The organism is Nocardioides sp. LHG3406-4 (assembly GCF_049897745.1).
In the GTDB taxonomy this organism is placed as follows: Bacteria; Actinomycetota; Actinomycetes; order Propionibacteriales; family Nocardioidaceae; genus Nocardioides.
Genome location: NZ_JAFCWV010000006.1, coordinates 107600 through 129206, shown reverse-complemented (window position 1 = coordinate 129206; position 21607 = coordinate 107600). Strand labels below are relative to the sequence as shown.

Below are 21607 nucleotides of genomic sequence, written 5' to 3'. Positions count from 1 at the left end.
ACGAGCCCGGTCCCCACGTGGGGCCGGGCTCGTGTGCGTCGTGGCTGGGCTCAGCCCGGCTGGTCGGGGATCGAGCCGGCCAGGAAGATCAGCGCCGCGCCCACGCCCGACAGCATCACCGCGTCGATCCACTTCGAGCGGACGGCGAGCATGCCGGCGTCGCGGCTCTTGAGCACGACCCTGACGACGGCGGCGAAGACCAGCGCACCGCCGAGCCAGCGGATGCCCGTGCGCCAGCTGCCGCCGACGACCACGCCGATCGCGACGGCCGCGACGACGAGTACGACGAGGTAGAACGCGCCGCCGATCGTGCTCGGGTAGCGGCGCTCCTCGAGCGCGGCCGGGGTGGCCAGCTCGCCGTCGACGAGTGCCTCCGCCGAGACGGCGGGAACGTCCTCGGGCGTGGGCAGCTCACCGTCGGTCACGGGCGTGCGGACCTCTCGGCGATCTCGACGATGTTGGTGAGCAGCATGGCGCGGGTCATCGGGCCGACACCCTTGGGGTTGGGCGAGACCCAGCCGGCGACGTCCCAGACGTCGTCGGCCACGTCGCCGGCGATCTTGCCGTCGACCCTGGAGACGCCCACGTCGAGCACGGCCGCGCCGGGCTTGACCATGTCGCCCGTGATCATGCCGGGCACGCCTGCCGCTGCCACGACGATGTCGGCGTTGCGCACGTGGGCGGCGAGGTCGACGGTGCCGGTGTGGCACAGCGTGACGGTCGCGTTCTCCGAGCGACGGGTCAGGAGCAGGCCCAGCGGCCGGCCGACGGTGAGCCCCCTGCCGACGATGGTGACCTCGGCGCCCGCGATCGGCACCCCGTGGCGCCGGAGCAGCTCGATGGCCCCGACCGGGGTGCACGGCAGCGGGCCGGGCTCGCCCAGCACCAGCTTGCCGAGGTTGGTCGGGTGGAGGCCGTCGACGTCCTTGTCGGGGTCGACGCGCGACAGCAGGGCGAACTCGTCGAGACCGGTGGGCTGCTGCACCAGGAAGCCGGTGCAGGCGGGGTCGGCGTTCAGCTCGTCGATGACCGCCTCGACCTCGGCCTGCGTCGCCGTGGCGGGCAGGTCACGGCGGAAGGACGCGATCCCGATGGCCGCGGAGTCCTTGTGCTTCGCGCCGACGTACCACTGGCTGCCGGGGTCCTCGCCGACCATCACGGTGCCGAGGCCCGGCACGATGCCGCGCTCGCGCAGAGCAGCGACGCGCTCGGTCAGCTCCGCCTTGATGGTGGCGAGCGTCGCCGCACCGTCCAGAGGCTGTGCCCGGGTGCTGGATGCAGTCATGGGTGGTCCCTTCCGATCAGTGGGCGAAGTGCCGGGTGCCGGTGAAGTACATCGTGACGCCCGCGGCCTCGCACGCCTTGATGGTGAGCTCGTCGCGCTTGGAGCCGCCCGGCTGCACGATGGCCGCGACCTGGGCGTCGAGGAGGATCTGCGGGCCGTCCTCGAACGGGAAGAAGGCGTCGGACGCGGCGACGGAGCCGGCGGCACGCTCTCCCGCCCGCGTGACGGCCAGTCGGCAGGAGTCCACGCGGTTGACCTGGCCCATGCCGATGCCGACCGAGGCGCCGTCCTTGGCCAGCAGGATGGCGTTGGACTTCACCGCCCGGCAGGCCTTCCACGCGAACGCGAGGTCGGCGAGCACCTCTGCGGACGCCGCCTGGCCGGTGGCCAGGGTCCACGACGCCGGGTCGTCGCCGGGTGCGTCCACGTGGTCGCGCATCTGCACCAGGATGCCGCCGCTGACCGGCCGCATCTCGGCGGGACGCTCGTCGGTCGGCGGGTCGCAGCGCAGGATCCGGATGTTCTTCTTGCCGGCGAGGATCTCGACCGCGCCGTCGTCGTACGCCGGGGCGACGATGACCTCGGTGAAGACGTCCGCGACCTGGCGAGCCATCTCGACCGAGACGGAGCGGTTGACGGCGATGACCCCGCCGAACGCCGAGGTGGGGTCGCACTCGTGGGCCCGACGGTGCGCCTCGGCGACGTCGGCGCCGACCGCGATGCCGCACGGGTTGGCGTGCTTGATGATCGCCACGGCCGGCTCGTCGAAGTCATAGGCCGCGCGTCGCGCCGCGTCGGTGTCGACAAAGTTGTTGTAGGACATCTCCTTGCCGTGCAGCTGCTCGGCGGCGGCCAGGCCACCCGTGGCGTCGACGTAGAGCGCTGCGTCCTGGTGCGGATTCTCGCCGTAGCGCAGCACCGAGGACTTGGTCCAGGTGTCACCGGCGAAGGCGGGCCAGCCGTCGGCCGCCCCGACGTAGGACGAGGCGAACCAGTTCGCGACCGCGACGTCGTACGACGCGGTGTGCGCGAACGCCTCGGCGGCCAGTGCCTTGCGCTGGTCGAAGGTGAAGCCACCGGCCGCCACAGCCGCCAGCACACCGTCGTACGACGCGGGCGAGGTCACGATCGCGACCGAGGGATGGTTCTTGGCGGCGGCGCGCACCATCGACGGCCCGCCGATGTCGATCTGCTCCACGCACTCGTCGGGCGAGGCGCCGGACCGGACGGTCTGCTCGAAGGGGTAGAGGTTGCACACGACGAGGTCGAAGGGCTCCACGTCGAGCTCGGCGAGCTGCGCCACGTGCGTCTCGAGGCGGCGGTCGGCGAGGATGCCGGCGTGCACGCGCGGGTGCAGCGTCTTGACGCGCCCGTCGAGGCACTCGGGGAAGCCGGTCAGCTCCTCGACCCGGGTGACCGGGAGGCCGAGACCCTCGATGAGGGCGGCGGACCCACCCGTCGAGACGAGCGCGACGCCCGCCTCGTGGAGGCCGCGGACCAGGTCGTCGAGCCCGGTCTTGTCGTAGACGGAGACCAGGGCGCGCCTGACGGGGATCTGGAGATCTGACACGGGACTACTCCTGCAGCATCGGATGCGGTGCGAGCACCCAGGCGTTCGATGCTCACCGTGCGTCACTCCCCGGTGGTTGCCCACCTGCGCCAGTCGTGTGCCCTCAGCCTAGACGAACCCGGCGGCCGTCGACCGACCAGCCCGCACGCGCCATCCGGCCCACGCTCTCGACGAGCATCGCCCGCTCGGCGGCCTTGATCCGCTCGTGGAGGGACGCCTGGTCGTCACCGTCCTCGACGGGCACCGCCACCTGCGCCACGATCGGCCCGGTGTCGATCCCACCGTCGACCACGAAGAGGGTCGCACCGGTGACCTTGACGCCGTACGCGAGCGCCTCGGCGGGCCCGTGCATCCCCGGGAACGACGGGGACAGCGCCGGATGGGTGTTCAGCATCCGGCCCTCGAAGCGGGCCAGGAAGTCCTCTCCCACGAGCTTCATGAAACCCGCCGACACGACCAGGTCGGGCTCGAAGGCGGCGACCGCGTCGGTCAGCGCACGGTCCCAGTGCTCCCGGGAGGTGTAGTCGGGCACCCGCCTGACGAACGTGGGTACGCCGGCCCGCTCAGCGCGCGCCAGACCCTCGATGTCGTCCCGGTCGGCTCCCACCGCCACCACGCGGGCGCCGTACGCGGGGTCGGCACAGGCGTCGAGCAGGGCCTGGAGGTTCGTGCCTGATCCGGAGACGAGGACGACCAGGCGGGCGGAGGCGGGCACCCGCGGAGTCTAGGCGCCCGTCGGCGTCAGGCCTCGGCGTCGTCCACCGGGATCGACGTCCGTCGCTGCCACCACGTCATCGCGAGCCCGCCGAGCAGGCCACCGATCCCGAACGCGGTGACGGCGTGGACGAGCACGTCGAAGCCGAAGGGGCCCACGAAGCGCATCCGGCCGGGACCTGCGGCCCCGCCCGACAGCGCGGCGAGCAGCGCGAACATGAAGCCGGCGATGATGCCGCCGCCGCAGCCGCGCATCGCCCCCTCGTCCCAGCGCAGCGTCGGGAACCGGCGCTGCACCCGCGCGGTCGCGAGGGCTGCCACCAGCGGGGGCACGACGACCACGGCGCCGGTCCAGGCCGGCACCGCGCCGGCCGCGGGCAGCGCGGCCAGCAGCGGGAAGAGCGGCAGCGGGCCGAGCACCACCGCCCCCGGCGACACGAGGGTGTGGGCGCCCACCTCGAACCCCGGACCCAGGAGGTAGGACCCGCTGAAGAGGGTCGCGTTCGGCACGAAGGCACCGTTGACCAGGCCGAGCAGGGTCGCCTCGCCGGCGCCGGTGTGCAGGCGCGAGGCCATGTTGAGAGCGGCGGCCAGGTCGACGACGAACGCGACGGCCAGCACCACCGCGCTGACGACCAGGAAGGTGCCGAGCACGCCGAGCGCCGTGCGCACGCCGTAGCGCAGCACGGGCGGGAGGTACGACGCCCAGATCGCCGCGCGACCGGACCCGATCGCCACCGCGGGAGCGGCCAGGCAGACGGTGAGCAGCAGCGTCCAGCCGAGCACCGGGGTCACTGACGGAGCGACCTCGCCGCCCGCGAGCGAGGAGGTGACCACGGCCACGACGGCGTAGCCGGCGAAGTACGTCGAGACGGCGGCCGGGACGGTCCAGTCGCGCTCGCCGTCGGCGATGCGGTGGGCGTCGGGACCGTGCGCCGACACCGCCTCACCCAGCCGGAGGGCGGTGCGCCACACGACCCACGCGCAGATCGCGGTGAGACCGAGGGGCACGAGGTCGACCGCCACGCCGCGCACCACCAGGCCCGAGCCGTGGGCCGCCAGCCAGCCCAGCGCACCGGCCCGCATCCCGTCGCGGGGTGCGCCGTGCACGCCGGCATCACTGAGGAACCAGCCGACCACGCCGACGGCCAGGCACACCAGCAGCGTCGAGCCCGCGGCGGCGAGCCCGGCGAGCATGCCGAGGACGGCGACCGGTCGGCGCCGGGGCGTGGGTCCGGGCGGCCGGGTCCGACCGGTAGGGCGGGCAGGCAGCAGCGAAGTCATGGCCCTGCCATCTTGGCCCGCCGGTCGCGTCGGCCGGGGGTGCCACGCCGCGGGCGGTCGGGTCCCGGCTCAGCGGGGGTCCAGATGACGGGTTGGTGTGCATGATCTGGGGTCCGCCCCGTAACGTTGAGTGGTCATGAGGGATCCAGACGAGTTCGACGCGTTCTACCTCGACGCGCGCGACCGCGTGCTCCTCGAGGCCTACGCGCTGACCGGTGACCTCCCCGTGGCCCGCGCGGCGGTGCGCGACGCGTTCGCCGTCGCCTGGCACCACTGGCGCAAGGTCTCGCGGCTCGAGGATCCCGAGGCCTGGCTCCGCCCACTCGCCTGGGGCCGCGCGCAGCGCCGGCACACGGCCCGCATCTGGCACCGCGAGAAGGACCTCGACGCCGACGCCAAGAGCACCCTCGACGCACTCTCGAAGCTGCCGGTGGCGCAGCGCAAGGCCCTGATCCTCACCAACCTCTCGCCGCTGCCGCTGGCCGCGATCGCTCGCGAGGTCGGCCGACCGCAGGCCGACGTCGAGCGCGAGCTCCAGACCGCCACGGCACAGTTCGCCGTCGCCCGCGACACCGGCTCCACGGAGGCCCGCGCGCACCTCGAGCACCTGCGCACCGTCACGGAGGGCGTGCGCTGGCCGCGCGTCTCCATCGTCAGACGCGCCGGCGCGGCCCGGCGGCGTACGCACACTGTCGTCGGAGTGGTCGGCACCGCACTCGTGCTGCTCGCCGGGGGCACCTTCGTGACCCAGGGTGACACCGCGACCGCGAGCCTCGACCACGAGCGGTTCGACACCTCGCCCGTGACCGACGACGAGGCCGACCAGGGTCCGACCCTCAGCGACGACGTGCTGATGGCGGCGGCCGACGTCCGTCCTCTCGACAGGCAGATGACGTGGGTCGAGTCCGACACCGACGACAACGCCGGCGGGAGCGGGCTGGCACTCCCCTGCCAGCTCCACCGGTACGCCGATCCCCAGGGCCGGGGCGCGTTCGTGCGCACGTTCGAGGGCACCGGCCCAAGCGCGGCGGAGTCGGCGAAGAAGGACAGGTCGAAGCAGAAGTCGAAGGTCACCCCCGCGCCCCCGGCGGAGGCCACGGCCTGGGAGCTCGTCGAGCTGTCGGGATCCGACGAGGCGGCGCGGAAGGCCTACGCCACGGTCAACGGCTGGTACGCCGGGTGCCTTGCCGACCGCATCCAGCTGCTCTCGGTGCACCGGGTCGACCAGGTTGGGGACGACGCCCGGCTCTACACCCTCCGCAGCTGGAAGGGCGAGCCGCGCACCCTGCGGGTGGGCGTGGCGCGCAGCGGGCAGATGACGGTCACCACCGTCTCCCGGTTCGACGGGCTGCAGACCGATGTCCGCAAGCCGGCTGCCGTGCTCGCCGCCGCCGTCAACCGCCTGTGCTCGGCGCCGGGCGCCAACGCCTGCGCCGGAGAGCCTGCGGTCAAGGAGATCGCGGTGCCGCCGGCCGGCGTCGTGCCCGGCATGCTGAGCGAGTTCGACCTCCCGCCCATCGCGCGCGCGCCCGGTCCGTGGATCGGCACCGAGCCGGCGAGGGCCAAGGTCAACGTCGCCTCGACCCGTTGCGACCGCACGAAGTTCACCGGCGCCGGCGTGCGCACGAACCTCACCCGGACCTTCCTGTTCCCCGCCGTCGACAAGGCCAACGAGTTCGGTCTCACCGAGACGGTCGGGATGTGGTCGCAGAGCCGCGCCCGCACGTTCGTCAAGGACGTCCGCGAGCGGGTCGGCCGGTGCGCGGAGAACGCCTTCGGCACCGAGGTCCGTCAGCTGCGGCACGTCGCCGGCGCCAAGACCGACGTGACGGCATGGAACATCTCCACCCAGATCTCCGACAAGGACTCCGTGGAGTTCCTGATGGCGATCATCCGCAGCGGCGATACGGTCGCCCAGGTCGGCTTCGTGCCGTCTCGTGCGATGTCGATGGAGCGCGCCGACTTCCTGGCCCTGGTCGACCGGGCCCTGTCGCGGCTGCCCCGGCTCGATCTGGGAGTCAGTGAGCCCTGAGGCGCCCTTCCGCCGCTTCTGGCCACCGGCCGGGGACATGACAGACGCCCCGGCCCAGGGGCCGGGGCGTCCGCTCGTGCGCTCGTGCGCTCGTGCGCTCGATCAGAGTGCCTGCAGGATCTCCCGCATCAGGGCGGCGGTCTCGGACGGCGTCTTGCCGACCTTGACGCCGACCGCCTCGAGAGCCTCCTTCTTGGCCTGCGCCGTGCCGGACGAGCCGGACACGATCGCCCCGGCGTGCCCCATCGTCTTGCCCTCGGGGGCGGTGAAGCCCGCGACGTACCCGACGACCGGCTTCGTGACGTGAGCCTTGATGTAGTCGGCGGCACGCTCCTCGGCGTCGCCGCCGATCTCGCCGATCATCACGATCGCCTTGGTGTCCGGGTCGTTCTCGAACGCCTCGAGGGCGTCGATGTGGGTGGTGCCGATGATCGGGTCGCCGCCGATGCCGATGGCGGTGGTGAACCCGAAGTCACGCAGCTCGTACATCATCTGGTAGGTCAGGGTGCCCGACTTGGACACCAGGCCGACCGGGCCCTTGCCCGCGATGGTGTGCGGGGTGATGCCGGCCAGCGACTCACCGGGAGTGATGATGCCCGGGCAGTTGGGACCGATCATCCGGGTGGACTTGCCCTCGAGGTAGGCGAACACCTCGGCAGAGTCCTGCACCGGGACACCCTCGGTGATGACGACCAGCAGGGCGATGCCGGCGTCGATGGCCTCGATGCAGGCGTCCTTGGTGAAGGCCGGCGGCACGAACACGACCGAGACGTTGGCGCCGGTCTCGGCCATCGCCTCCTTGACGCTGCCGAAGACCGGGAGGTCCTTGCCACCCAGCTCGACCGACGTGCCCGCCTTGCGGGCGTTGACGCCGCCGACGATGTTGGAGCCCGCCTCGACCATGAGGGTGGTGTGCTTGGAGCCCATCCCGCCCGTCATGCCCTGGACGATGATCTTGGAGTCCTTGTTGAGGTAGATAGACATCTCAGTTGCTCCCGTTCGCCAGCTCGGCGGCCTTGTCGGCCGCGCCGTCCATCGTGTCGACCATCGTCACCAGCGGGTGGTTCGCCTCGCTGAGGATGCGGCGACCCTCCACGACGTTGTTCCCGTCGAGGCGTACGACGAGGGGCTTGGTCGCCTCGTCGCCGAGGATCTCCAGCGCGCCGACGATGCCGTTGGCGACCTCGTCACACGCGGTGATGCCACCGAAGACGTTCACGAAGACCGACTTGACCTGCTCGTCGTTGAGGATCACGTCGAGTCCGTCGGCCATCACCTGGGCGTTGGCACCGCCGCCGATGTCGAGGAAGTTCGCCGGCGTCACGCCGCCGTGCTTCTCGCCGGCGTACGCGACGACGTCGAGGGTCGACATGACCAGGCCGGCGCCGTTGCCGATGATGCCGACGGCACCGTCGAGCTTGACGTAGTTGAGGCCCTTGTCCTTGGCCTTCGCCTCGAGGGGGTCGGCCTCGTCGCGGATCTCGAACCGCTTGTGGTCCTCGTGGCGGAACTCGGCGTTCTCGTCGAGCGAGACCTTGCCGTCGAGCGCCTCCAGCTTGTCGCCGGTCAGGCGAGCGAGGGGGTTGACCTCCACGAGGGTGGCGTCCTCCTCGGTGAAGACGGTCCAGAGCTGCTGGATCATCTCGATCGCCTGGTCGCGCAGCTCGGCCGGGAAACCGGCCTCGTCGGCGATGGCGGCGGCCTTCTGGGCGTCCACGCCGGTGAGGGCGTCGATCGCGATCTTCTTGACGGCGTCGGGGTTGGTCTTGGCGACCTCCTCGATCTCCACACCGCCCTCGACGCTGGCGATGCACAGGTAGGAGCGGTTCGACCGGTCGAGCAGGAAGGAGAAGTAGTACTCCTCCTCGATCGACGCACCGGGGACGACCAGGACGCGGTTGACCGGCAGCCCCTTGATCTCCAGGTCGAGGATCGCGCGGGCGGCCTCCTCGGCCTCCTCGGGCGACTTCGCCACCTTGACGCCGCCGGCCTTGCCGCGGCCCCCGGCCTTGACCTGGGCCTTGACGACGACGACGCCACCGATCTCCTCGGCGGCCGCGCGTGCGTCCTCGGGGGTCTCGACGGTCTTGCCGAGCGCGCCGGCCACTCCATGCTTGGCAAAGAGCTCTTTTGCCTGGTACTCCATCAAGTCCACGATGTACCCAGTCCTTATTCTTCTTCTCGACAGTCGGGGGATTGCACGGCTCAAAGCCTCTGGCACCTTAGACCGGTTCGCACCCTCCGGGCCATGCGGGCCGGCGCGATCTAGGTCACGGCAAGCTCGATCAAGCGGCGTGTCGGCGCCCGTCGCTAGCGTGGTCGACATGGCCGAGCCCGGGGTGAGCAGAGGGATCAGCAAGGTGCAGTACTACACCGCCGCCACCCTCGACGGATTCATCGCCGACGAGCACCATTCGCTCGACTGGCTCTTCGAGGTGCCGCACTCGGGCGACGAGGAGGGCGCCAGGTCGTGGGACTCCTTCATCGCCGGGGTGGGCGTGCTCACCATGGGGGCCACCACCTACGAGTGGATGCTCGAGCACCACCCCGAGATGCGCACCGGCCCCGAGCAGTGGCGCGAGTTCTACGGCGCCCGGCCCGCATGGGTCTTCACCCACCGTGAGCTCCCCCCGATCCCCGGGGTCGACATCCGGTTCGCGCAGGGCCCGGTCCAGGCGGCGTACGACGCCATGGTCGCGGCGGTCCCCGACCGCAACGTCTGGATCGTGGGCGGCGGCGACCTGGTCGGCCAGTTCGACGACGCGGGGCTCCTCGACGAGATCCACGTCCACATCACACCGGTGGTGCTCGGCGCCGGGGCCCCGCTGCTCCCCCGCCGGATCATCTCCTCGCGGCTGGCCTTCCGCGAGGGCGGCCTCGTCGGTCAGCGGCTCAACGTCGTGCTCGACGTGACGAGGCCCGGCTGACGGTTCACGCCTCGTCGGCGCAGTGCTCCGCGAGCCAGCCGGTGATCTCGCCGGGGGTGGCGCCCGGGCCGAAGACCTTTGCCACCCCGAGCTCCTCGAGCACCGGGATGTCCTCGTCGGGGATGGTCCCGCCGCCGAAGACGACGATGTCGGAGGCGTCGCGCTCCGCGAGCAGCTCGATCAGCCTGCGGAAGAGCCCCAGGTGCTCCCCGGGCGGCACCGAGAGACCGATCAGGTGGGCGTCCTCCTGGATCGCGGTCTCGACGACCTGCTCCGGCGTCGAGTACAGGCCCGTGTAGACGACCTCGTGACCGGCGTCACGCAGCGCCCGCGCCAGGATCCTGGCCCCTTCGTCGTGCCCGTCCGGCCCGGGCTCCCCGATGACTATCCGGAGGCGGCGTACAGCGGCGGTCGAGCTCATGGCCGGAACGCTAACCGACCCGGCGCGGGTCGAGGGGCCACCTGGAGGGGTTGCCTGCGGCAGCGGAATGGGTGAAACTCCTGCGGTCGCCGAGGTGCTCCTCCACAATCGTTGGCACCCAGGATTTCAGCGGCCGTGACCGATCCGTTACAGTCGGCCGCGTTGTCTTTCCCCCGGACGCAGTCGAGGTACACCTTTATGGGTCAGCACCGAGCAGAGCGCGGTCAACGCCGCGACCCCTCGGAGACCCCGTCCCCCATGCCTGAAAGTCGGTCCACGACGCACGCGGCGACCCGGGAAGGGGCCCGATCGAAGCCCCGCAAGGCCGCTCCGGTGGCCGGCGCCCGGGTCGCAAGCCGGGCCGCGGCGAAGTCGGCCGCCAAGGCGGTCCCCCAGCCCGCCGCCCCTGCCCCCGGCAGGCGCAAGGCCGCCAAGCACACCGCCCGGAGCACCCCGCTGTTCCGCCGGCTGCCCTCCGCACCGGTCCTGGTCGGTGTCGCCGCGCTGGCCATCTCCGCGGGCGGGGCCATCAGTGCCGCCGACCCGGACCACGTCACCGATCGGATGGACACCGGCACCGTCGCCGCCGCCCAGATGTTCACCGGGGCCACCGACGCCGGGCTCCTCAGCCGCGACGCCGCCCCCGTGAGTCGCACCGCACGCCGGGGGCCGGTCTCCGCCCCCGACGCGGAGCTGGTCGCCGAAGCCGAGGCCCAGGCCCGCCAGCGCAACACCGCTCTCGAGGCCTACGCCGAGAAGGCGGCCCAGCAGGCACTCAAGCTCGAGAAGAACCAGTGGGTGCTGCCGGTGGACGGGTACCGCATCACCGCCACGTTCGGCATGTCGAGCGGGCTGTGGGCGCACAACCACACCGGCCTCGACTTCGCCGCCCCGAGCGGCACCCCGATCCGCGCAGTCGCGGGCGGGGTCGTGACCTCCACCGGGTACGACGGCGCCTACGGCAACAAGACCGTCATCACCCTCGAGGACGGCACCGAGATCTGGTACTGCCACCAGACCTCCTACCTCGTCAGCACCGGCGACTCGGTCGCCCCCGGCGAGGTCATCGGATCGATCGGCTCGACGGGCCACGTCACCGGCCCGCACCTCCACCTCGAGGTGCGACCGTCCCCCGACACCCCGGTGGACCCGTACGCCCAGCTCGTCGAGCACGGCGTCCAGCCCTAGCCCCACCCGGGTCGGTCGTCAGTCGGTGACGGCCATCGTCGCGCCGAGACCCACCATCGACACGCCCCCCGCCAGGCCCAGGGAGTCGAGCCGACCCGGCCGCCGCGCGAACCAGTCCCTGGCCCGCGACGCCACCAGCGCCCACACGGAGTCCGACATCACGGCCATCAGGGCGAACACCCCGCCTAGCAGTGCGATCTGCACGCCGGTGGAGCCGGCGCCCTCGTGGACGAACTGCGGCAGGAACGCGGCGAAGTAGACGAGGGTCTTCGGGTTGGTGACTCCGACGACGAAGCCCATCCGCACCGGTCGCGGCTGCCGCGTCGCCGTGGGCCGCAGCCCCTCGAGCACCAGCCGGGCGTCGGCGCGGTGCCGGATGGCCTGCACGCCGAGGTAGATCACGTAGGCCGCTCCGCAGAGCTTCAGCGCGGAGTACGCCGTCGCGCTGGCCGCCACCACCGCCCCGAGGCCGAGCGCGACGAACACCGTCTGGCAGGCGATCCCGAGGGCGTTGCCGCACACCGACAGCAGTGCCTCCCTCCGGCCGACCGAGAGCGCCCGGCCGATGGTGAAGAGCAGGCTCGGCCCGGGGACCTGGATGAACAGGATCGAGGCGACCAGGAAGGCCAGCCACTGGCTGGAGGTGGGCATGAGCCGAGTCTGGCACCGCACCGTCTCCAGCGCACGGAGGTTTCCGGGCGGTGGACCCTCAGAGCTTCTCGACCGGCGCGTAGCGCAGCAGCAGCCGCTTGACGCCCTCGGAGCCGAAGTCGATCGAGGCGACGGACTTCTCGGCCGCTCCCTCCATCGAGACGACGGTGCCGAGGCCGAACGAGTCGTGCAGCACCCGGTCGCCCGGCTCGAGCGACGGGATCTCACGGGCCGGCTTGGCCTTCGCCATCACGTCGGCGCGCGCCGCCGCGGAGGAGAAGTTGCGGCGTCCCGCAGCGGTGGGCTGGCCCAGGCGGGCCGCCGAGTTGGCGGCCAGGTCGGGCCGGCCCCACCGGGTCTGCGCCGCCTCGGTGCGGCGCCAGTCGACGAGATCGACCGGCAGCTCGTCGAGGAAGCGTGAGGCCGGGTTGTGCGAGGGCGCCCCCCAGGCGGAGCGCACCACGGCGCGGGAGATGTAGAGCCGCTGCTGGGCACGGGTGATGCCGACGTAGGCGAGGCGGCGCTCCTCCTCGAGCTCGGGCTGGTCGCCCAGCGAGCGCTGATGGGGGAAGACGCCATCCTCGAGGCCGGTCAGGAAGACCACCGGGAACTCGAGGCCCTTGGCGGTGTGCAGCGTCATCAGCGTGACCACACCGGAGTCGTCGCCGTCGGGGGTGTCGGGGATCTGGTCGGTGTCGGCGACCAGCGCGACGCGCTCCAGGAAGTCGCCCAGCCCGGGCGCGACGGTGCCGGCGTCGACGTCGGCGGGGTCGGCCGACGGCCCGGCCACCGGGTCGTCGGAGAACTCGCGGGCCACGGCGACGAGCTCGGCGAGGTTCTCGACCCGGGTGTGGTCCTGCGGGTCGTCGGAGGCCTCCAGCTCGACGAGGTAGCCCGATCGCTCGAGCACCGACTCGAGGATCACGTCGGCGCGCTCGTCGGCGGCCACCATCGACTGGAGCTCCTGGATCATCGCGACGAACGCCTCGATGTTCTTCAGCGACCGGGTGGCCACCCCCGGTGCGTCCCTGGCGCGGGTGAGCGCCTCCCAGAAGGTGATCCGCTCCCGCTCGGCGAGCGCCGCGACGCACGCCTCGGCACGGTCGCCGATGCCCCGCTTGGGGGTGTTCAGGATGCGTCGCAGCGAGATCTCGTCGTCGGGGTTGGCGAGCATCCGGAGGTAGGCGAGCGCATCGCGAACCTCGCGGCGCTCGTAGAAGCGCACCCCGCCGACGACCTTGTAGGGCTGGCCGGTGCGGATGAACACCTCCTCGAACACCCGCGACTGGGCGTTGGTGCGGTAGAACACCGCGACGTCGGCCGGCCTGACGCCACCGTCGACGAGCTTGTCGATCTCCTCGGAGACGAAGCGGGCCTCGTCGTGCTCGTCGTCGCCGACGTACCCGACGATGCGCTCGCCCGTGCCGGCCTCGGACCACAGCCGCTTCGCCTTGCGACCGGCGTTGTTGCCGATCACGGAGTTGGCGGCGTTGAGGATCGTCTGGGTGGAGCGGTAGTTCTGCTCGAGCAGGATCGAGGTCGCGTCGGGGAAGTCCTCCTCGAAGTCGAGGATGTTGCGGATGTTGGCGCCGCGGAACGCGTAGATCGACTGGTCGGCGTCGCCCACCACCATCAGCTCCGCCGGCTCGACCCGCTCGCCACCCGACTCGGTGAGCTCGGGGTTGTCGGCGCACAGCTGGTGGATCAGGGCGTACTGCGCGTGGTTGGTGTCCTGGTACTCGTCGACGAGCACGTGCCGGAACCGGCGCCGGTAGGTCTCGCGTACCTCGGGGAACGTCTGGAAGAGGTGGACGGTCATCATGATCAGGTCGTCGAAGTCGAGGGCGTTGGCCTCGCGCAGCCGGCGCTGGTAGGCGGAGTAGGCCGCGGCGTAGGCCTCCTCGAAGTTGTTCTTGGTGTCCTTGGCGGCCTCCTCGGCGTCGCGCAGGTCGTTCTTGTGGTTGGACACCCAGTGCAGGACGGCGCCCGGCTGGTAGCGCTTGGGGTCCAGGTCGAGGTCGCGCAGCACCAGCGTCATCAGGCGCTTGGAGTCGGCGGCGTCGTAGATCGAGAAGCTCGACTTGTAGCCGAACTTGTCGATCTCCTTGCGCAGGATGCGCACGCACGCGGAGTGGAACGTCGAGACCCACATGATGCGCGCCCGCTTGCCGACGAGCTCCTCGACGCGCTCCTTCATCTCGGCGGCGGCCTTGTTGGTGAAGGTGATGGCCAGGATCGAGCCGGGGTGCGCCTTGCGCTCGGTGATCAGCCAGGCGATCCGACGGGTGAGCACCCGGGTCTTGCCCGAGCCGGCGCCGGCCACCACCAGCAACGGCGCCCCGGCATGGCGCACGGCCGCCCGCTGGGGCTCGTTGAGCCCGGCGAGAAGCTCCTCCGCGGTCGGCCCGCGCCGAGTCGTGCGGGGCTCGGGCTGGAGACTGTCGAAGCCGGGGAGGAGATCGCTCATGTCGGTGCCAACCCTACGTGCCGGCACCGACGAGGCCGTCGCCGATCAGGTGTGCGCGGGCGACCAGAGGACGGCGACGCAGATGTTGGCCACGGTGAGCGCCAGCAGGCCGAGGTAAAGCCCCTGCGGGATGGTCGGCTTGCGGACGTTGGCCATCACCAGCACCAAGATGACGAGACCGATGGCGAACTTCACGCCGATCTTCGCGTGATTGACGTCGCCGTCCCCGGACTCCAGCACCCCGACGAGCAGCAGGCCGAAGAGGAACGCCGTACCCGCTCCGTCGCGCATGGCCGCGTTGACCGTCTTCTGCGGCTCGCGGGCCTGGACGACGAGGCCACCGAAGAGTGCGGCGAAGCCGAGGATGTGGACGACCAGCAGAACGTGGCGCAGGGTTTCCATGGCGGCACCGTATCGCCGCGAGGGTCGGTCAGCGTCTAGCGGCGCCCTTCTTCCTCTGTCGCGGCGCCGGGCGCACGACGAGCACCGGGCACGGCGCGTGGTGCTGCACGCGCTGCGCCGTACTGCCGACGCTCAAGCCCCCGCCGCCCGCACCCACGACCACCAGCCCCGCCGCGTACCGCTCGGCCGCCTTGACGATCTCCGCGGCCGGCGACCCGCTGCGGATGCGCTGGTGCACCTTCGGCCCCCAGCCGTCAAGCTCCTTCGCCACCGCCTCCAGCGCTCGCTCGGCGGCGTTGCGGAACGACAGCGCCGACTCGACCCGGGTCTCCTCGGAGAGCTCGTCGGCGAACCCGACAGCCGCCAGCGGCCGCACGACGGCCACCAGGGACACGTCGGTGACCTTCGACGGGTCGGCGATGTCCTTGAGCTTGCGCACGATGAGCAGCGACTGGCGCGAGCCGTCGACGGCGATGACGACGTGCATGGTCAGGCCTCCTCTTCGCGGAGTTCGCCGCGGCCGGCACCGGACTGCCGGTCGCGCTTGCCGAAGGCGTACTCGATGAGGAACAGCACGACACCGACCGCGACCAGGGCGGCACACCAGAGGACCGAGGTGGGGTCGTCCGACACCGTGTAGACGAGCACCGCGGCGTTGCCGAGCAGGCCCAGCACGAGCAGCCACCTCGGGGCGCGGTAGTGGTCGGCGTTGACGTCGGTGTCACCGAGCCTCATGCAGGCCACGATCACCATCGAGTAGATGACGAGCAGCAGCACGACGGTCACGGTGGCCAGCCGCGCCACCACGTCGATCTCGAGGCCGAGGCCCTGCAGGGCCCGGCTCGCCACCAGGAGCACCATCACCACGGCGGCCGAGAAGACCAGGCCGATCACGGGGCTGCGCCGGGTGGGGTGCACCTTCGCGAACGCCGCCGGGACGACGTCCTCGCGCGCCATGCCGTAGAGGATGCGCGGCTGGGTGACGATCGCGACGAGCGTGGTGTTGGTGATGGCCGTCATCGCGATGACGGCGAAGACGATCGTCAAGGCGTCGACCGGCAGCCCGAGGGGACCGGAGGTGACGACGTCGAGCAGCGGGGTCTCGGAGTCGGCGAGGTCGCCGATCGGCACGCTGATCGCGGCCGCGATGGAGACCGCGACGTAGAAGAGGCCGGCCACGGCCATCCCCCCGATCAGGGCGCGGGGGAAGGTGCGCGGCGGGTCGATCGTCTCCTCGGCGACGTTGACGGCGTTCTCGAAGCCGGTCATCGCGAAGAACGCCAGCGAGACGCCCGCCAGCACCGCGAACACCGGGTTGCCCTCGGCCCTGAAGTCGCCGAGGACGCCGAAGTCGGCGTCGCCCTGGGCCACGACGAGGATGCCGACGAGCATCACGACCAGCAGGCCGGCGATCTCGACGAGGGTCATCACCATGTTGACCACCACGGACTCGGTGATGCCGATGAAGTTGACGACGGCCAGCAGGGCGATGAAGACGAGGGCCACCAGCAGCGCCGGAGGGAGGTCCCAGACCTCGCCGAAGTAGCGCGCGAAGCCGGTCGCCAGGGAGCCGGCCGCGGCGAAGCTGGCCGCGAGGAAGAGCACGGTCACCATGAAGGTGAGGACCGGGTTGCGGAAGGCCCGGTTCACGTAGAGGGCGGCCCCGGCGGCGCGCGGGTACTTCGTCGCCAGCTCGGCGTACGCCATCCCGGTCACCGTCGCGATGGTCACCCCGACCGCGAAGGCCAGGAAGAAGGCGCCGCCCACGGCGCCCGCGACGAGACCGATGAGCGCGTAGATGCCAGACCCCAGGACGTCGCCGACGACGTAGAAGAAGAGCAGCCGGCCCGTGATGGACCGCTTGAGGTCCTCGTCGTCCCGCTCGTCCACTGCTGACTCGGTCACTGCCGACCTGCTTCCCGAGAGGGGACCGGCGGTCCCGCGTGCGTGACAGGGAACCCGCGTTCGCCGTGGCTGTCAACGACGGTGGCCTCGTCCGACACGACGATTCGCCGCGCAGTGCCGGTGCCGGTCGCTGCGCCGACGCGGACATCGGCAAAGTCGTTGGCGGCGGCACGACGACCACTGCTAGCGTCCCTCAGGCCGTGCGAGAGAACGAGGAGGTGGTACCCGTGAACGAATCGACGTGGGTGCTCCTCTTCGGGGTCACGGTCGGGCGGTAGGTCGTCCGGGAGCGCCGTTCAACGAGCACTCCCGAAAGGCACGACCATGCACTTCACTTCGCAACAGCGCCTCGCCGACGGCATCCTCGAACGCGAGTTCGACCTCGGCGAGATCCCCGGCGTCCTGTGGACGCCCACCTCGTCCCCAGCGCCGCTGATCCTGCTCGGCCACCCGGGCGGACTGCGCAGGATGTACCCCCGGCTCGCGGGGCGAGCCCGGCAGTCCGCGGCGTACGGCTTCGCCACGGCCACCATCGAGCTCCCCGGGAGCGGTGACCGGACTCCATCGGCCGACGCCGAGCAGGCCCGCACCGATCTGCACCGGGCGCTCGCGGCCGGAGAGCCGGTCGACGAGATCGTCGACCGGCTGGTCCTCCCGCTGGTCGAGAGGGCGGTCCCGGAGTGGCAGACCACCCTGGACGCACTCCTCTCCCTGCCCGAGATCAGCGGTCCGGTCGGGTACTCGGGCGGGGTGATCGCCATCGGAGTCCGGCTGGCGCTGGTCGAGCCGCGCATCGCGGCCGCCGGCCTCTTCGCCGGGAGCTTCGTGCCCCGCGTCATGTTCGACGAGGCCCGTCGGGTCATGATTCCGCTGCACGTCCTGCTGCAGTGGGACGACGAGGGAAACGACCGGCAGCAGGCACTTGACCTGTTCGACGCCTTCGGGTCCCGGGAGAAGACGCTGCACGCCAACATGGGCGGCCACACCGGCGTCCCGCACTTCGCGGGGGACGACGCGGCCAGGTTCTTCGTCCGGCACCTGAGGAGCTAGGGGCTGTGTCGTCCCGCGGGCGTGCCGGCCCCGGTCCGGCGGCGCCGGTACGTCACCGCGGCGAACCCGGCGACCAGCCTCGTCGCCGCCGGAGCGACCTGCCGGACGAGAGCAGATCGTCGTCGCGCTGCCCTACTGGCGGGCAGTCCCGGCAGAAGCACCACACGACACGGCTACGCGACAGCACAGAGTCCACTACTCTCGCCTCATGTCATCGCCCCTGTCGCCCCTGCCGGCGTCCTCGGCGGTGATCGAGACCGAGGGGCTGACCAAGGACTACGGCCAGGTGCTCGCGCTCGACTCCCTCGACGTCCGCGTCGGCGCCGGCGTCACCGGCCTGGTGGGCGCCAACGGTGCCGGCAAGTCGACGCTCATCAAGATCCTGCTGGGCCTGCTCGACCCCACCGCCGGCAACGCCAGGGTGCTGGGCCACGACATCGCGACCGACGGCGCGCAGATCCGGGCGCTGGTGGGCTACATGCCCGAGCACGAGTGCCTGCCCCCTGACGTGAGCGCGAGCGACTTCGTCGTGCACATGGCGCAGATGTCGGGCCTGCCGCACGCGGCGGCACGCGAGCGCGCGGCCGACGTGCTCCGCCACGTCGGGCTGGCGGAGGAGCGCTACCGGCCCATGGGCGGCTACTCCACCGGCATGAAGCAGCGCGCCAAGCTCGCCCAGGCACTCGCCCACGACCCCCGGCTGGTGCTCCTCGACGAGCCCACCAACGGGCTCGACCCCGCAGCCCGCGACGACATGCTCGAGCTGGTCCGCCGGATCGGGCAGGACTTCGGGATCGCGGTGCTCGTCACCTCACACCTCCTCGGCGAGCTCGAGCGGGTCAGCGACCACGTCGTCGTGCTCGACGGCGGCCGGCTGCTGCGCTCCTCGGCGACCAGTGAGTTCCTCGACAACACCGGCACCCTGCTGGTCGAGGTGCTCGGCGGTCCCACCGAGCGCGACCGGCTGGGCAAGGCCCTGTTCGACGCGGGCTTCGCCTGCCAGCCCCGCGGCAACGTGGTCGCCGTCGACCCGCCGCCGTCGGAGGAGAGCCGCAACGTGCACGACACGATCCGCGACACCACGGTCCAGCTCGGCCTGGGGCTCGTGCGCATCCAGCCCGACCACCGCCGCATCGAGGACATCTTCCGGGAGGAGGTCGCCGGTGCCACCCAGCCGCACTGACGGGCCGACCGGTGTCATCCACGACATCGGCTACCGCCCCTACTCCGGCCCGCGCGGCGGGCACGCCGCGATCGCGTGGTCGCTCTACGCCACCGGGTTGCGCAACGTCTTCGGCCTCGGCCGCTCCGGCAAGTCGAAGATCCTGCCCTTCGCCCTGCTCGCGCTGAACATCCTCCCGGCGCTCATCATCGTCGGCGTGGTCACCCTGACCGGGCTCACGGAGCTGCCGCTGGCCTACCCGGAGTACGCCGCCACCACGACCATCCTGCTGGGCACCTTCGCCGCGGCGCAGGGCCCGATCCTCTTCAGCCGCGACCTGCGTCACGGCACGATCTCCCTCTACCTGGCACGGCCACTCTCCGCCACGGCGTACGCCCTGGCGCGGTGGGGCGCCCTGGCGACCGGCATCTTCCTGTTCGTGATGGCACCGCTCCTGGTGATGTACGTCGGCGCGCTCCTCGCCTCGATGGACGCCGGCGAGCAGACGGGCGACTTCCTCACCGCCACCGTCGTCACGGTCCTGCTCGCCGGGATGCTGGCCAGCGTCGCCGGCCTGTTCAGCGCGATCGCGCTGCGCCGCGGCTTCGCGGTGGTAGGCACGATCGGCACCATCCTCTTCGGCTACGGCGTGATCGCGGCGATCCAGGGCATCTCCTTCGATCAGGACCAGCACCGGGTCGGCGAGATCGCCGGCCTCTTCCACCCGATGACGCTCTACGCGGGGGACGTCGCGGCGCTCACCGACTCCGACAGTGCCATCACTCCCCCGACCGGCACGGGCATGGAGCTGCTCTACATCCTCGTGTCCGTCGTGCTGGCGCTGGGCGGCCTGGCCCTGCTTCTGCTCCGCTACCGGAGGTTGGCGACGCGATGACGATCATCACCTTCGACAAGGTCTCTCGCTGGTACGGCAACGTCGTCGCCGTCAATGACGTCTCGATGGAGATCGGCCCCGGCGTGACCGGCCTGCTCGGCCCCAACGGCGCCGGCAAGTCGACGCTCATCGCCCTGATGGCGGGGTTCCTCGCGCCGTCGGCCGGCTCGGTCCGCCTCGACGGCGCACCGGCCTGGCACAACACCGAGATCTTCCGGCAGATCGGGCTGGTGCCGGAGCGCGAGGTCGCGTTCGGCTACCTCACCGGCCGCCAGTTCGTGCTGGCCAACGCCGAGCTGCACGGCCTCTCGGACCCGGGGGCGGCCTGCGAGGCGGCCCTCGACACGGTCGAGATGAGCGACGCCGCGGCGCGCCGCATCGGCACCTACTCCAAGGGCATGCGGCAGCGGGTCAAGCTCGCCTCGGCTCTGGTCCACGACCCCGGGGTGCTGCTGCTCGACGAGCCGTTCAACGGCGTCGACCCACGCCAGCGCATGCACCTGATGAGCCTGCTCACCCGCTTCGGCTCGGAAGGCCGCACCGTGCTTTTCAGCTCCCACATCCTCGAGGAGGTCGAGCAGGTCGCCCGGCACGTCGAGGTGGTCGTCTCCGGACGGCACGCGGCGTCCGGCGACTTCGGCGCGATCCGCCGGCTGATGACCGACCGGCCCAACCGCTACGTCGTACACACCAGCGACGACCGCGCCCTGGCCTCCGCCCTGATCGGCGAGCTGTCGGTCGTGGGAGTGGTGCTCGGCCGCCGCGGCGGGCTCGAGATCGAGGTCGGCGACTTCGGCAGCTTCGCGGTCGCCCTCCCGCGCATCGCTCGGGACCTCGGCGTGCGGCTGCTCGAGGTCTCGCCCACCGACGAGTCCCTGGAGAGCGTGTTCTCCTACCTGGTGTCGTCGTGAACGCCACCATCATGCGGCTGTCAGCCCAGGCGCTCTTCGGCAGGCGCCGTGGGTCGATGATGCTGGTCATCCCCCTGATCCTGCTGGCGCTCGCCCTGATCGTCCGCCTGCTCACCGAGCCCGGCACCGCCTACACCGAGATCGTCGGCGAGCTCGGCCGCGACCTCGCCCTGCCCCTGGTCGCCCTGCTCGCGGCCACCGCCGTGCTCGGCCCTGAGGTCGACGACGGGTCGATCGTCTACCTGCTCGCGAAGCCCGTGAACCGCTACGGCGTGGCGCTGAGCAAGTACGTCGTCGCGCTGGTCGCGGTGCTCGGCTTCGGGGCGCTGCCCGTGCTGCTCGCCGGGCTGATCAACGACGCCGGCAACCCCGGCACCGCCGTGGCGATGCTGGCCGGTGCCGTGCTGGCCGCGGTGGCCTACACGGCCCTCTTCCTGGCTCTGTGCGCGTTCACCCGGCATGCTGTGGTGGTCGGGCTGCTGTTCGTCTTCCTGTGGGAGGGCGCGGTCGGCAACCTGCTCGACGGCGTGCGGTGGCTCAGCGTCAGCGCCTGGGCCCGCGACATCGCCGCGGCCCTGTCGGACCGCATCGACGAGGCGGCGCCGGTCGGGACGGCGTACGCCCTGGTCGCCGCGCTCGTCGTCGTGGTCGGCGGCATCGTCTTCGCCGGCTGGCGGCTCTCCACCTTCTCGCTCACCGGCGAGACCTGAGCCAGGGGCTCGCGCACCGAGACGCCGTCTTGG

Annotated in this window: 21 protein-coding genes and 1 riboswitch; of the genes, 8 read left to right on the top strand and 13 right to left on the bottom strand. The window is 71.6% G+C overall.

What is annotated here, in order from left to right; all coding sequences use genetic code 11:
- Positions 1-50 precede the first annotated feature (50 nt).
- From ACP7BP_RS19225 to ACP7BP_RS19205, 5 genes are all read right to left on the bottom strand, one after another.
- A complete protein-coding gene (locus ACP7BP_RS19225; protein WP_426246983.1) occupies positions 51-425 on the bottom strand; it encodes a DUF3017 domain-containing protein in 375 nt (124 codons plus the stop codon).
- Entirely contained in the window at positions 422-1285 is an 864-nt protein-coding gene (locus tag ACP7BP_RS19220) for a bifunctional methylenetetrahydrofolate dehydrogenase/methenyltetrahydrofolate cyclohydrolase (protein ID WP_426246981.1), read from the bottom strand. The genes ACP7BP_RS19225 and ACP7BP_RS19220 overlap by 4 nt, the downstream gene beginning before the upstream one ends.
- A gap of 16 nt (positions 1286-1301) precedes the next feature.
- Positions 1302-2855 (bottom strand): bifunctional phosphoribosylaminoimidazolecarboxamide formyltransferase/IMP cyclohydrolase, encoded by a 1554-nt coding sequence (purH, locus tag ACP7BP_RS19215; protein ID WP_426246979.1) that lies wholly within the window; start codon positions 2853-2855, stop codon positions 1302-1304.
- Between the two features lie 28 nt (positions 2856-2883).
- A riboswitch (ZMP/ZTP riboswitch) is annotated at positions 2884-2961 on the bottom strand.
- Positions 2959-3570 (bottom strand): phosphoribosylglycinamide formyltransferase, encoded by a 612-nt coding sequence (gene purN / locus ACP7BP_RS19210; RefSeq protein ID WP_426246977.1) that lies wholly within the window; start codon positions 3568-3570, stop codon positions 2959-2961. Its footprint overlaps the riboswitch before it by 3 nt.
- Before the next feature lie 26 nt (positions 3571-3596).
- Positions 3597-4853: a DUF6350 family protein gene (locus ACP7BP_RS19205; RefSeq protein ID WP_426246975.1), complete on the bottom strand. Its 1257-nt coding sequence runs from the start codon at positions 4851-4853 to the stop codon at positions 3597-3599.
- Between the two features lie 136 nt (positions 4854-4989).
- On the opposite strand from ACP7BP_RS19205, the gene ACP7BP_RS19200 reads away from it, so the two are divergent.
- Entirely contained in the window at positions 4990-6885 is a 1896-nt protein-coding gene (locus ACP7BP_RS19200; RefSeq protein ID WP_426246973.1) for a hypothetical protein, read from the top strand.
- 102 nt (positions 6886-6987) lie between these two features.
- Here ACP7BP_RS19200 and sucD read toward each other — a convergent pair whose 3' ends face one another.
- Positions 6988-7869, bottom strand: a complete 882-nt coding sequence (gene sucD / locus ACP7BP_RS19195) for a succinate--CoA ligase subunit alpha (RefSeq protein WP_426246971.1) — start codon at positions 7867-7869, stop codon at positions 6988-6990.
- A 1-nt stretch (position 7870) separates the two neighbouring features.
- Entirely contained in the window at positions 7871-9040 is a 1170-nt protein-coding gene (gene sucC, locus ACP7BP_RS19190; protein ID WP_426246969.1) for an ADP-forming succinate--CoA ligase subunit beta, read from the bottom strand.
- A 169-nt stretch (positions 9041-9209) separates the two neighbouring features.
- Between sucC and ACP7BP_RS19185 the strand changes: the two genes are divergently transcribed.
- A complete protein-coding gene (locus ACP7BP_RS19185) occupies positions 9210-9812 on the top strand; it encodes a dihydrofolate reductase family protein (protein WP_426246967.1) in 603 nt (200 codons plus the stop codon).
- Between the two features lie 4 nt (positions 9813-9816).
- Here the strand turns inward: ACP7BP_RS19185 and ACP7BP_RS19180 are convergent, their stop codons facing one another.
- Positions 9817-10233: a cobalamin B12-binding domain-containing protein gene (locus tag ACP7BP_RS19180; protein WP_426246965.1), complete on the bottom strand. Its 417-nt coding sequence runs from the start codon at positions 10231-10233 to the stop codon at positions 9817-9819.
- A 258-nt stretch (positions 10234-10491) separates the two neighbouring features.
- Here ACP7BP_RS19180 and ACP7BP_RS19175 point away from each other — a divergent pair, with 258 nt between their 5' ends.
- Positions 10492-11421 carry a M23 family metallopeptidase gene (locus tag ACP7BP_RS19175; RefSeq protein ID WP_426246964.1) on the top strand — a complete coding sequence of 310 codons (930 nt, stop codon included), beginning with the start codon at positions 10492-10494 and terminating at the stop codon, positions 11419-11421.
- 18 nt (positions 11422-11439) lie between these two features.
- On the opposite strand, the gene ACP7BP_RS19170 is transcribed toward ACP7BP_RS19175, so the two are convergent.
- Genes ACP7BP_RS19170 through ACP7BP_RS19150 form a run of 5 tightly spaced genes read right to left on the bottom strand, consistent with a single transcriptional unit; the run spans position 11440 to position 16846 of the window.
- Positions 11440-12072 (bottom strand): LysE family translocator, encoded by a 633-nt coding sequence (locus tag ACP7BP_RS19170; RefSeq protein WP_426246963.1) that lies wholly within the window; start codon positions 12070-12072, stop codon positions 11440-11442.
- A 58-nt stretch (positions 12073-12130) separates the two neighbouring features.
- A complete protein-coding gene (pcrA, locus tag ACP7BP_RS19165; RefSeq protein WP_426246961.1) occupies positions 12131-14539 on the bottom strand; it encodes a DNA helicase PcrA in 2409 nt (802 codons plus the stop codon).
- A gap of 45 nt (positions 14540-14584) precedes the next feature.
- Complete coding sequence (locus ACP7BP_RS19160; RefSeq protein WP_426246959.1) at positions 14585-14941, bottom strand: hypothetical protein; 357 nt, start codon at positions 14939-14941, stop codon at positions 14585-14587.
- Positions 14942-14969: 28 nt separating this feature from the next.
- Positions 14970-15428, bottom strand: a complete 459-nt coding sequence (locus ACP7BP_RS19155) for a universal stress protein (RefSeq protein ID WP_426246957.1) — start codon at positions 15426-15428, stop codon at positions 14970-14972.
- A 2-nt stretch (positions 15429-15430) separates the two neighbouring features.
- Positions 15431-16846, bottom strand: a complete 1416-nt coding sequence (locus tag ACP7BP_RS19150) for an APC family permease (RefSeq protein WP_426246956.1) — start codon at positions 16844-16846, stop codon at positions 15431-15433.
- A gap of 324 nt (positions 16847-17170) precedes the next feature.
- Between ACP7BP_RS19150 and ACP7BP_RS19145 the strand changes: the two genes are divergently transcribed.
- From ACP7BP_RS19145 to ACP7BP_RS19125, 5 genes are all read left to right on the top strand, one after another.
- Positions 17171-17896 carry a dienelactone hydrolase family protein gene (locus ACP7BP_RS19145; RefSeq protein WP_426246954.1) on the top strand — a complete coding sequence of 242 codons (726 nt, stop codon included), beginning with the start codon at positions 17171-17173 and terminating at the stop codon, positions 17894-17896.
- A gap of 208 nt (positions 17897-18104) precedes the next feature.
- The gene (locus tag ACP7BP_RS19140; RefSeq protein ID WP_426246952.1) at positions 18105-19079 is read left to right on the top strand and encodes an ABC transporter ATP-binding protein; all 975 of its coding nucleotides are present in this window, start codon (positions 18105-18107) and stop codon (positions 19077-19079) included.
- Complete coding sequence (locus ACP7BP_RS19135; protein WP_426246951.1) at positions 19060-19953, top strand: ABC transporter permease; 894 nt, start codon at positions 19060-19062, stop codon at positions 19951-19953. Before ACP7BP_RS19140 ends, ACP7BP_RS19135 begins: the two co-directional genes overlap by 20 nt.
- Positions 19950-20864, top strand: coding sequence for an ABC transporter ATP-binding protein (locus ACP7BP_RS19130; protein ID WP_426246950.1), 915 nt, complete (start codon positions 19950-19952; stop codon positions 20862-20864). The genes ACP7BP_RS19135 and ACP7BP_RS19130 overlap by 4 nt, the downstream gene beginning before the upstream one ends.
- Positions 20861-21574, top strand: coding sequence for an ABC transporter permease (locus ACP7BP_RS19125; RefSeq protein ID WP_426246948.1), 714 nt, complete (start codon positions 20861-20863; stop codon positions 21572-21574). Before ACP7BP_RS19130 ends, ACP7BP_RS19125 begins: the two co-directional genes overlap by 4 nt.
- Positions 21575-21607 lie beyond the last annotated feature (33 nt).

What these genes read in the sequence shown, in the direction of transcription:
- ACP7BP_RS19170 (WP_426246963.1), bottom strand. Translation starts at nt 12,072, where the DNA reads ATGCCCACCTCCAGCCAGTGGCTGGCCTTCCTGGTCGCCTCGATCCTG.
- ACP7BP_RS19145 (WP_426246954.1), top strand. Translation starts at nt 17,171, where the DNA reads ATGCACTTCACTTCGCAACAGCGCCTCGCCGACGGCATCCTCGAACGC.
- ACP7BP_RS19200 (WP_426246973.1), top strand. Translation starts at nt 4,990, where the DNA reads ATGAGGGATCCAGACGAGTTCGACGCGTTCTACCTCGACGCGCGCGAC.
- ACP7BP_RS19160 (WP_426246959.1), bottom strand. Translation starts at nt 14,941, where the DNA reads ATGGAAACCCTGCGCCACGTTCTGCTGGTCGTCCACATCCTCGGCTTC.
- ACP7BP_RS19175 (WP_426246964.1), top strand. Translation starts at nt 10,492, where the DNA reads ATGCCTGAAAGTCGGTCCACGACGCACGCGGCGACCCGGGAAGGGGCC.
- ACP7BP_RS19130 (WP_426246950.1), top strand. Translation starts at nt 19,950, where the DNA reads ATGACGATCATCACCTTCGACAAGGTCTCTCGCTGGTACGGCAACGTC.
- ACP7BP_RS19155 (WP_426246957.1), bottom strand. Translation starts at nt 15,428, where the DNA reads ATGCACGTCGTCATCGCCGTCGACGGCTCGCGCCAGTCGCTGCTCATC.
- ACP7BP_RS19220 (WP_426246981.1), bottom strand. Translation starts at nt 1,285, where the DNA reads ATGACTGCATCCAGCACCCGGGCACAGCCTCTGGACGGTGCGGCGACG.
- pcrA (WP_426246961.1), bottom strand. Translation starts at nt 14,539, where the DNA reads ATGAGCGATCTCCTCCCCGGCTTCGACAGTCTCCAGCCCGAGCCCCGC.
- ACP7BP_RS19140 (WP_426246952.1), top strand. Translation starts at nt 18,105, where the DNA reads ATGTCATCGCCCCTGTCGCCCCTGCCGGCGTCCTCGGCGGTGATCGAG.
- ACP7BP_RS19185 (WP_426246967.1), top strand. Translation starts at nt 9,210, where the DNA reads ATGGCCGAGCCCGGGGTGAGCAGAGGGATCAGCAAGGTGCAGTACTAC.
- ACP7BP_RS19180 (WP_426246965.1), bottom strand. Translation starts at nt 10,233, where the DNA reads ATGAGCTCGACCGCCGCTGTACGCCGCCTCCGGATAGTCATCGGGGAG.
- sucD (WP_426246971.1), bottom strand. Translation starts at nt 7,869, where the DNA reads ATGTCTATCTACCTCAACAAGGACTCCAAGATCATCGTCCAGGGCATG.
- ACP7BP_RS19205 (WP_426246975.1), bottom strand. Translation starts at nt 4,853, where the DNA reads ATGACTTCGCTGCTGCCTGCCCGCCCTACCGGTCGGACCCGGCCGCCC.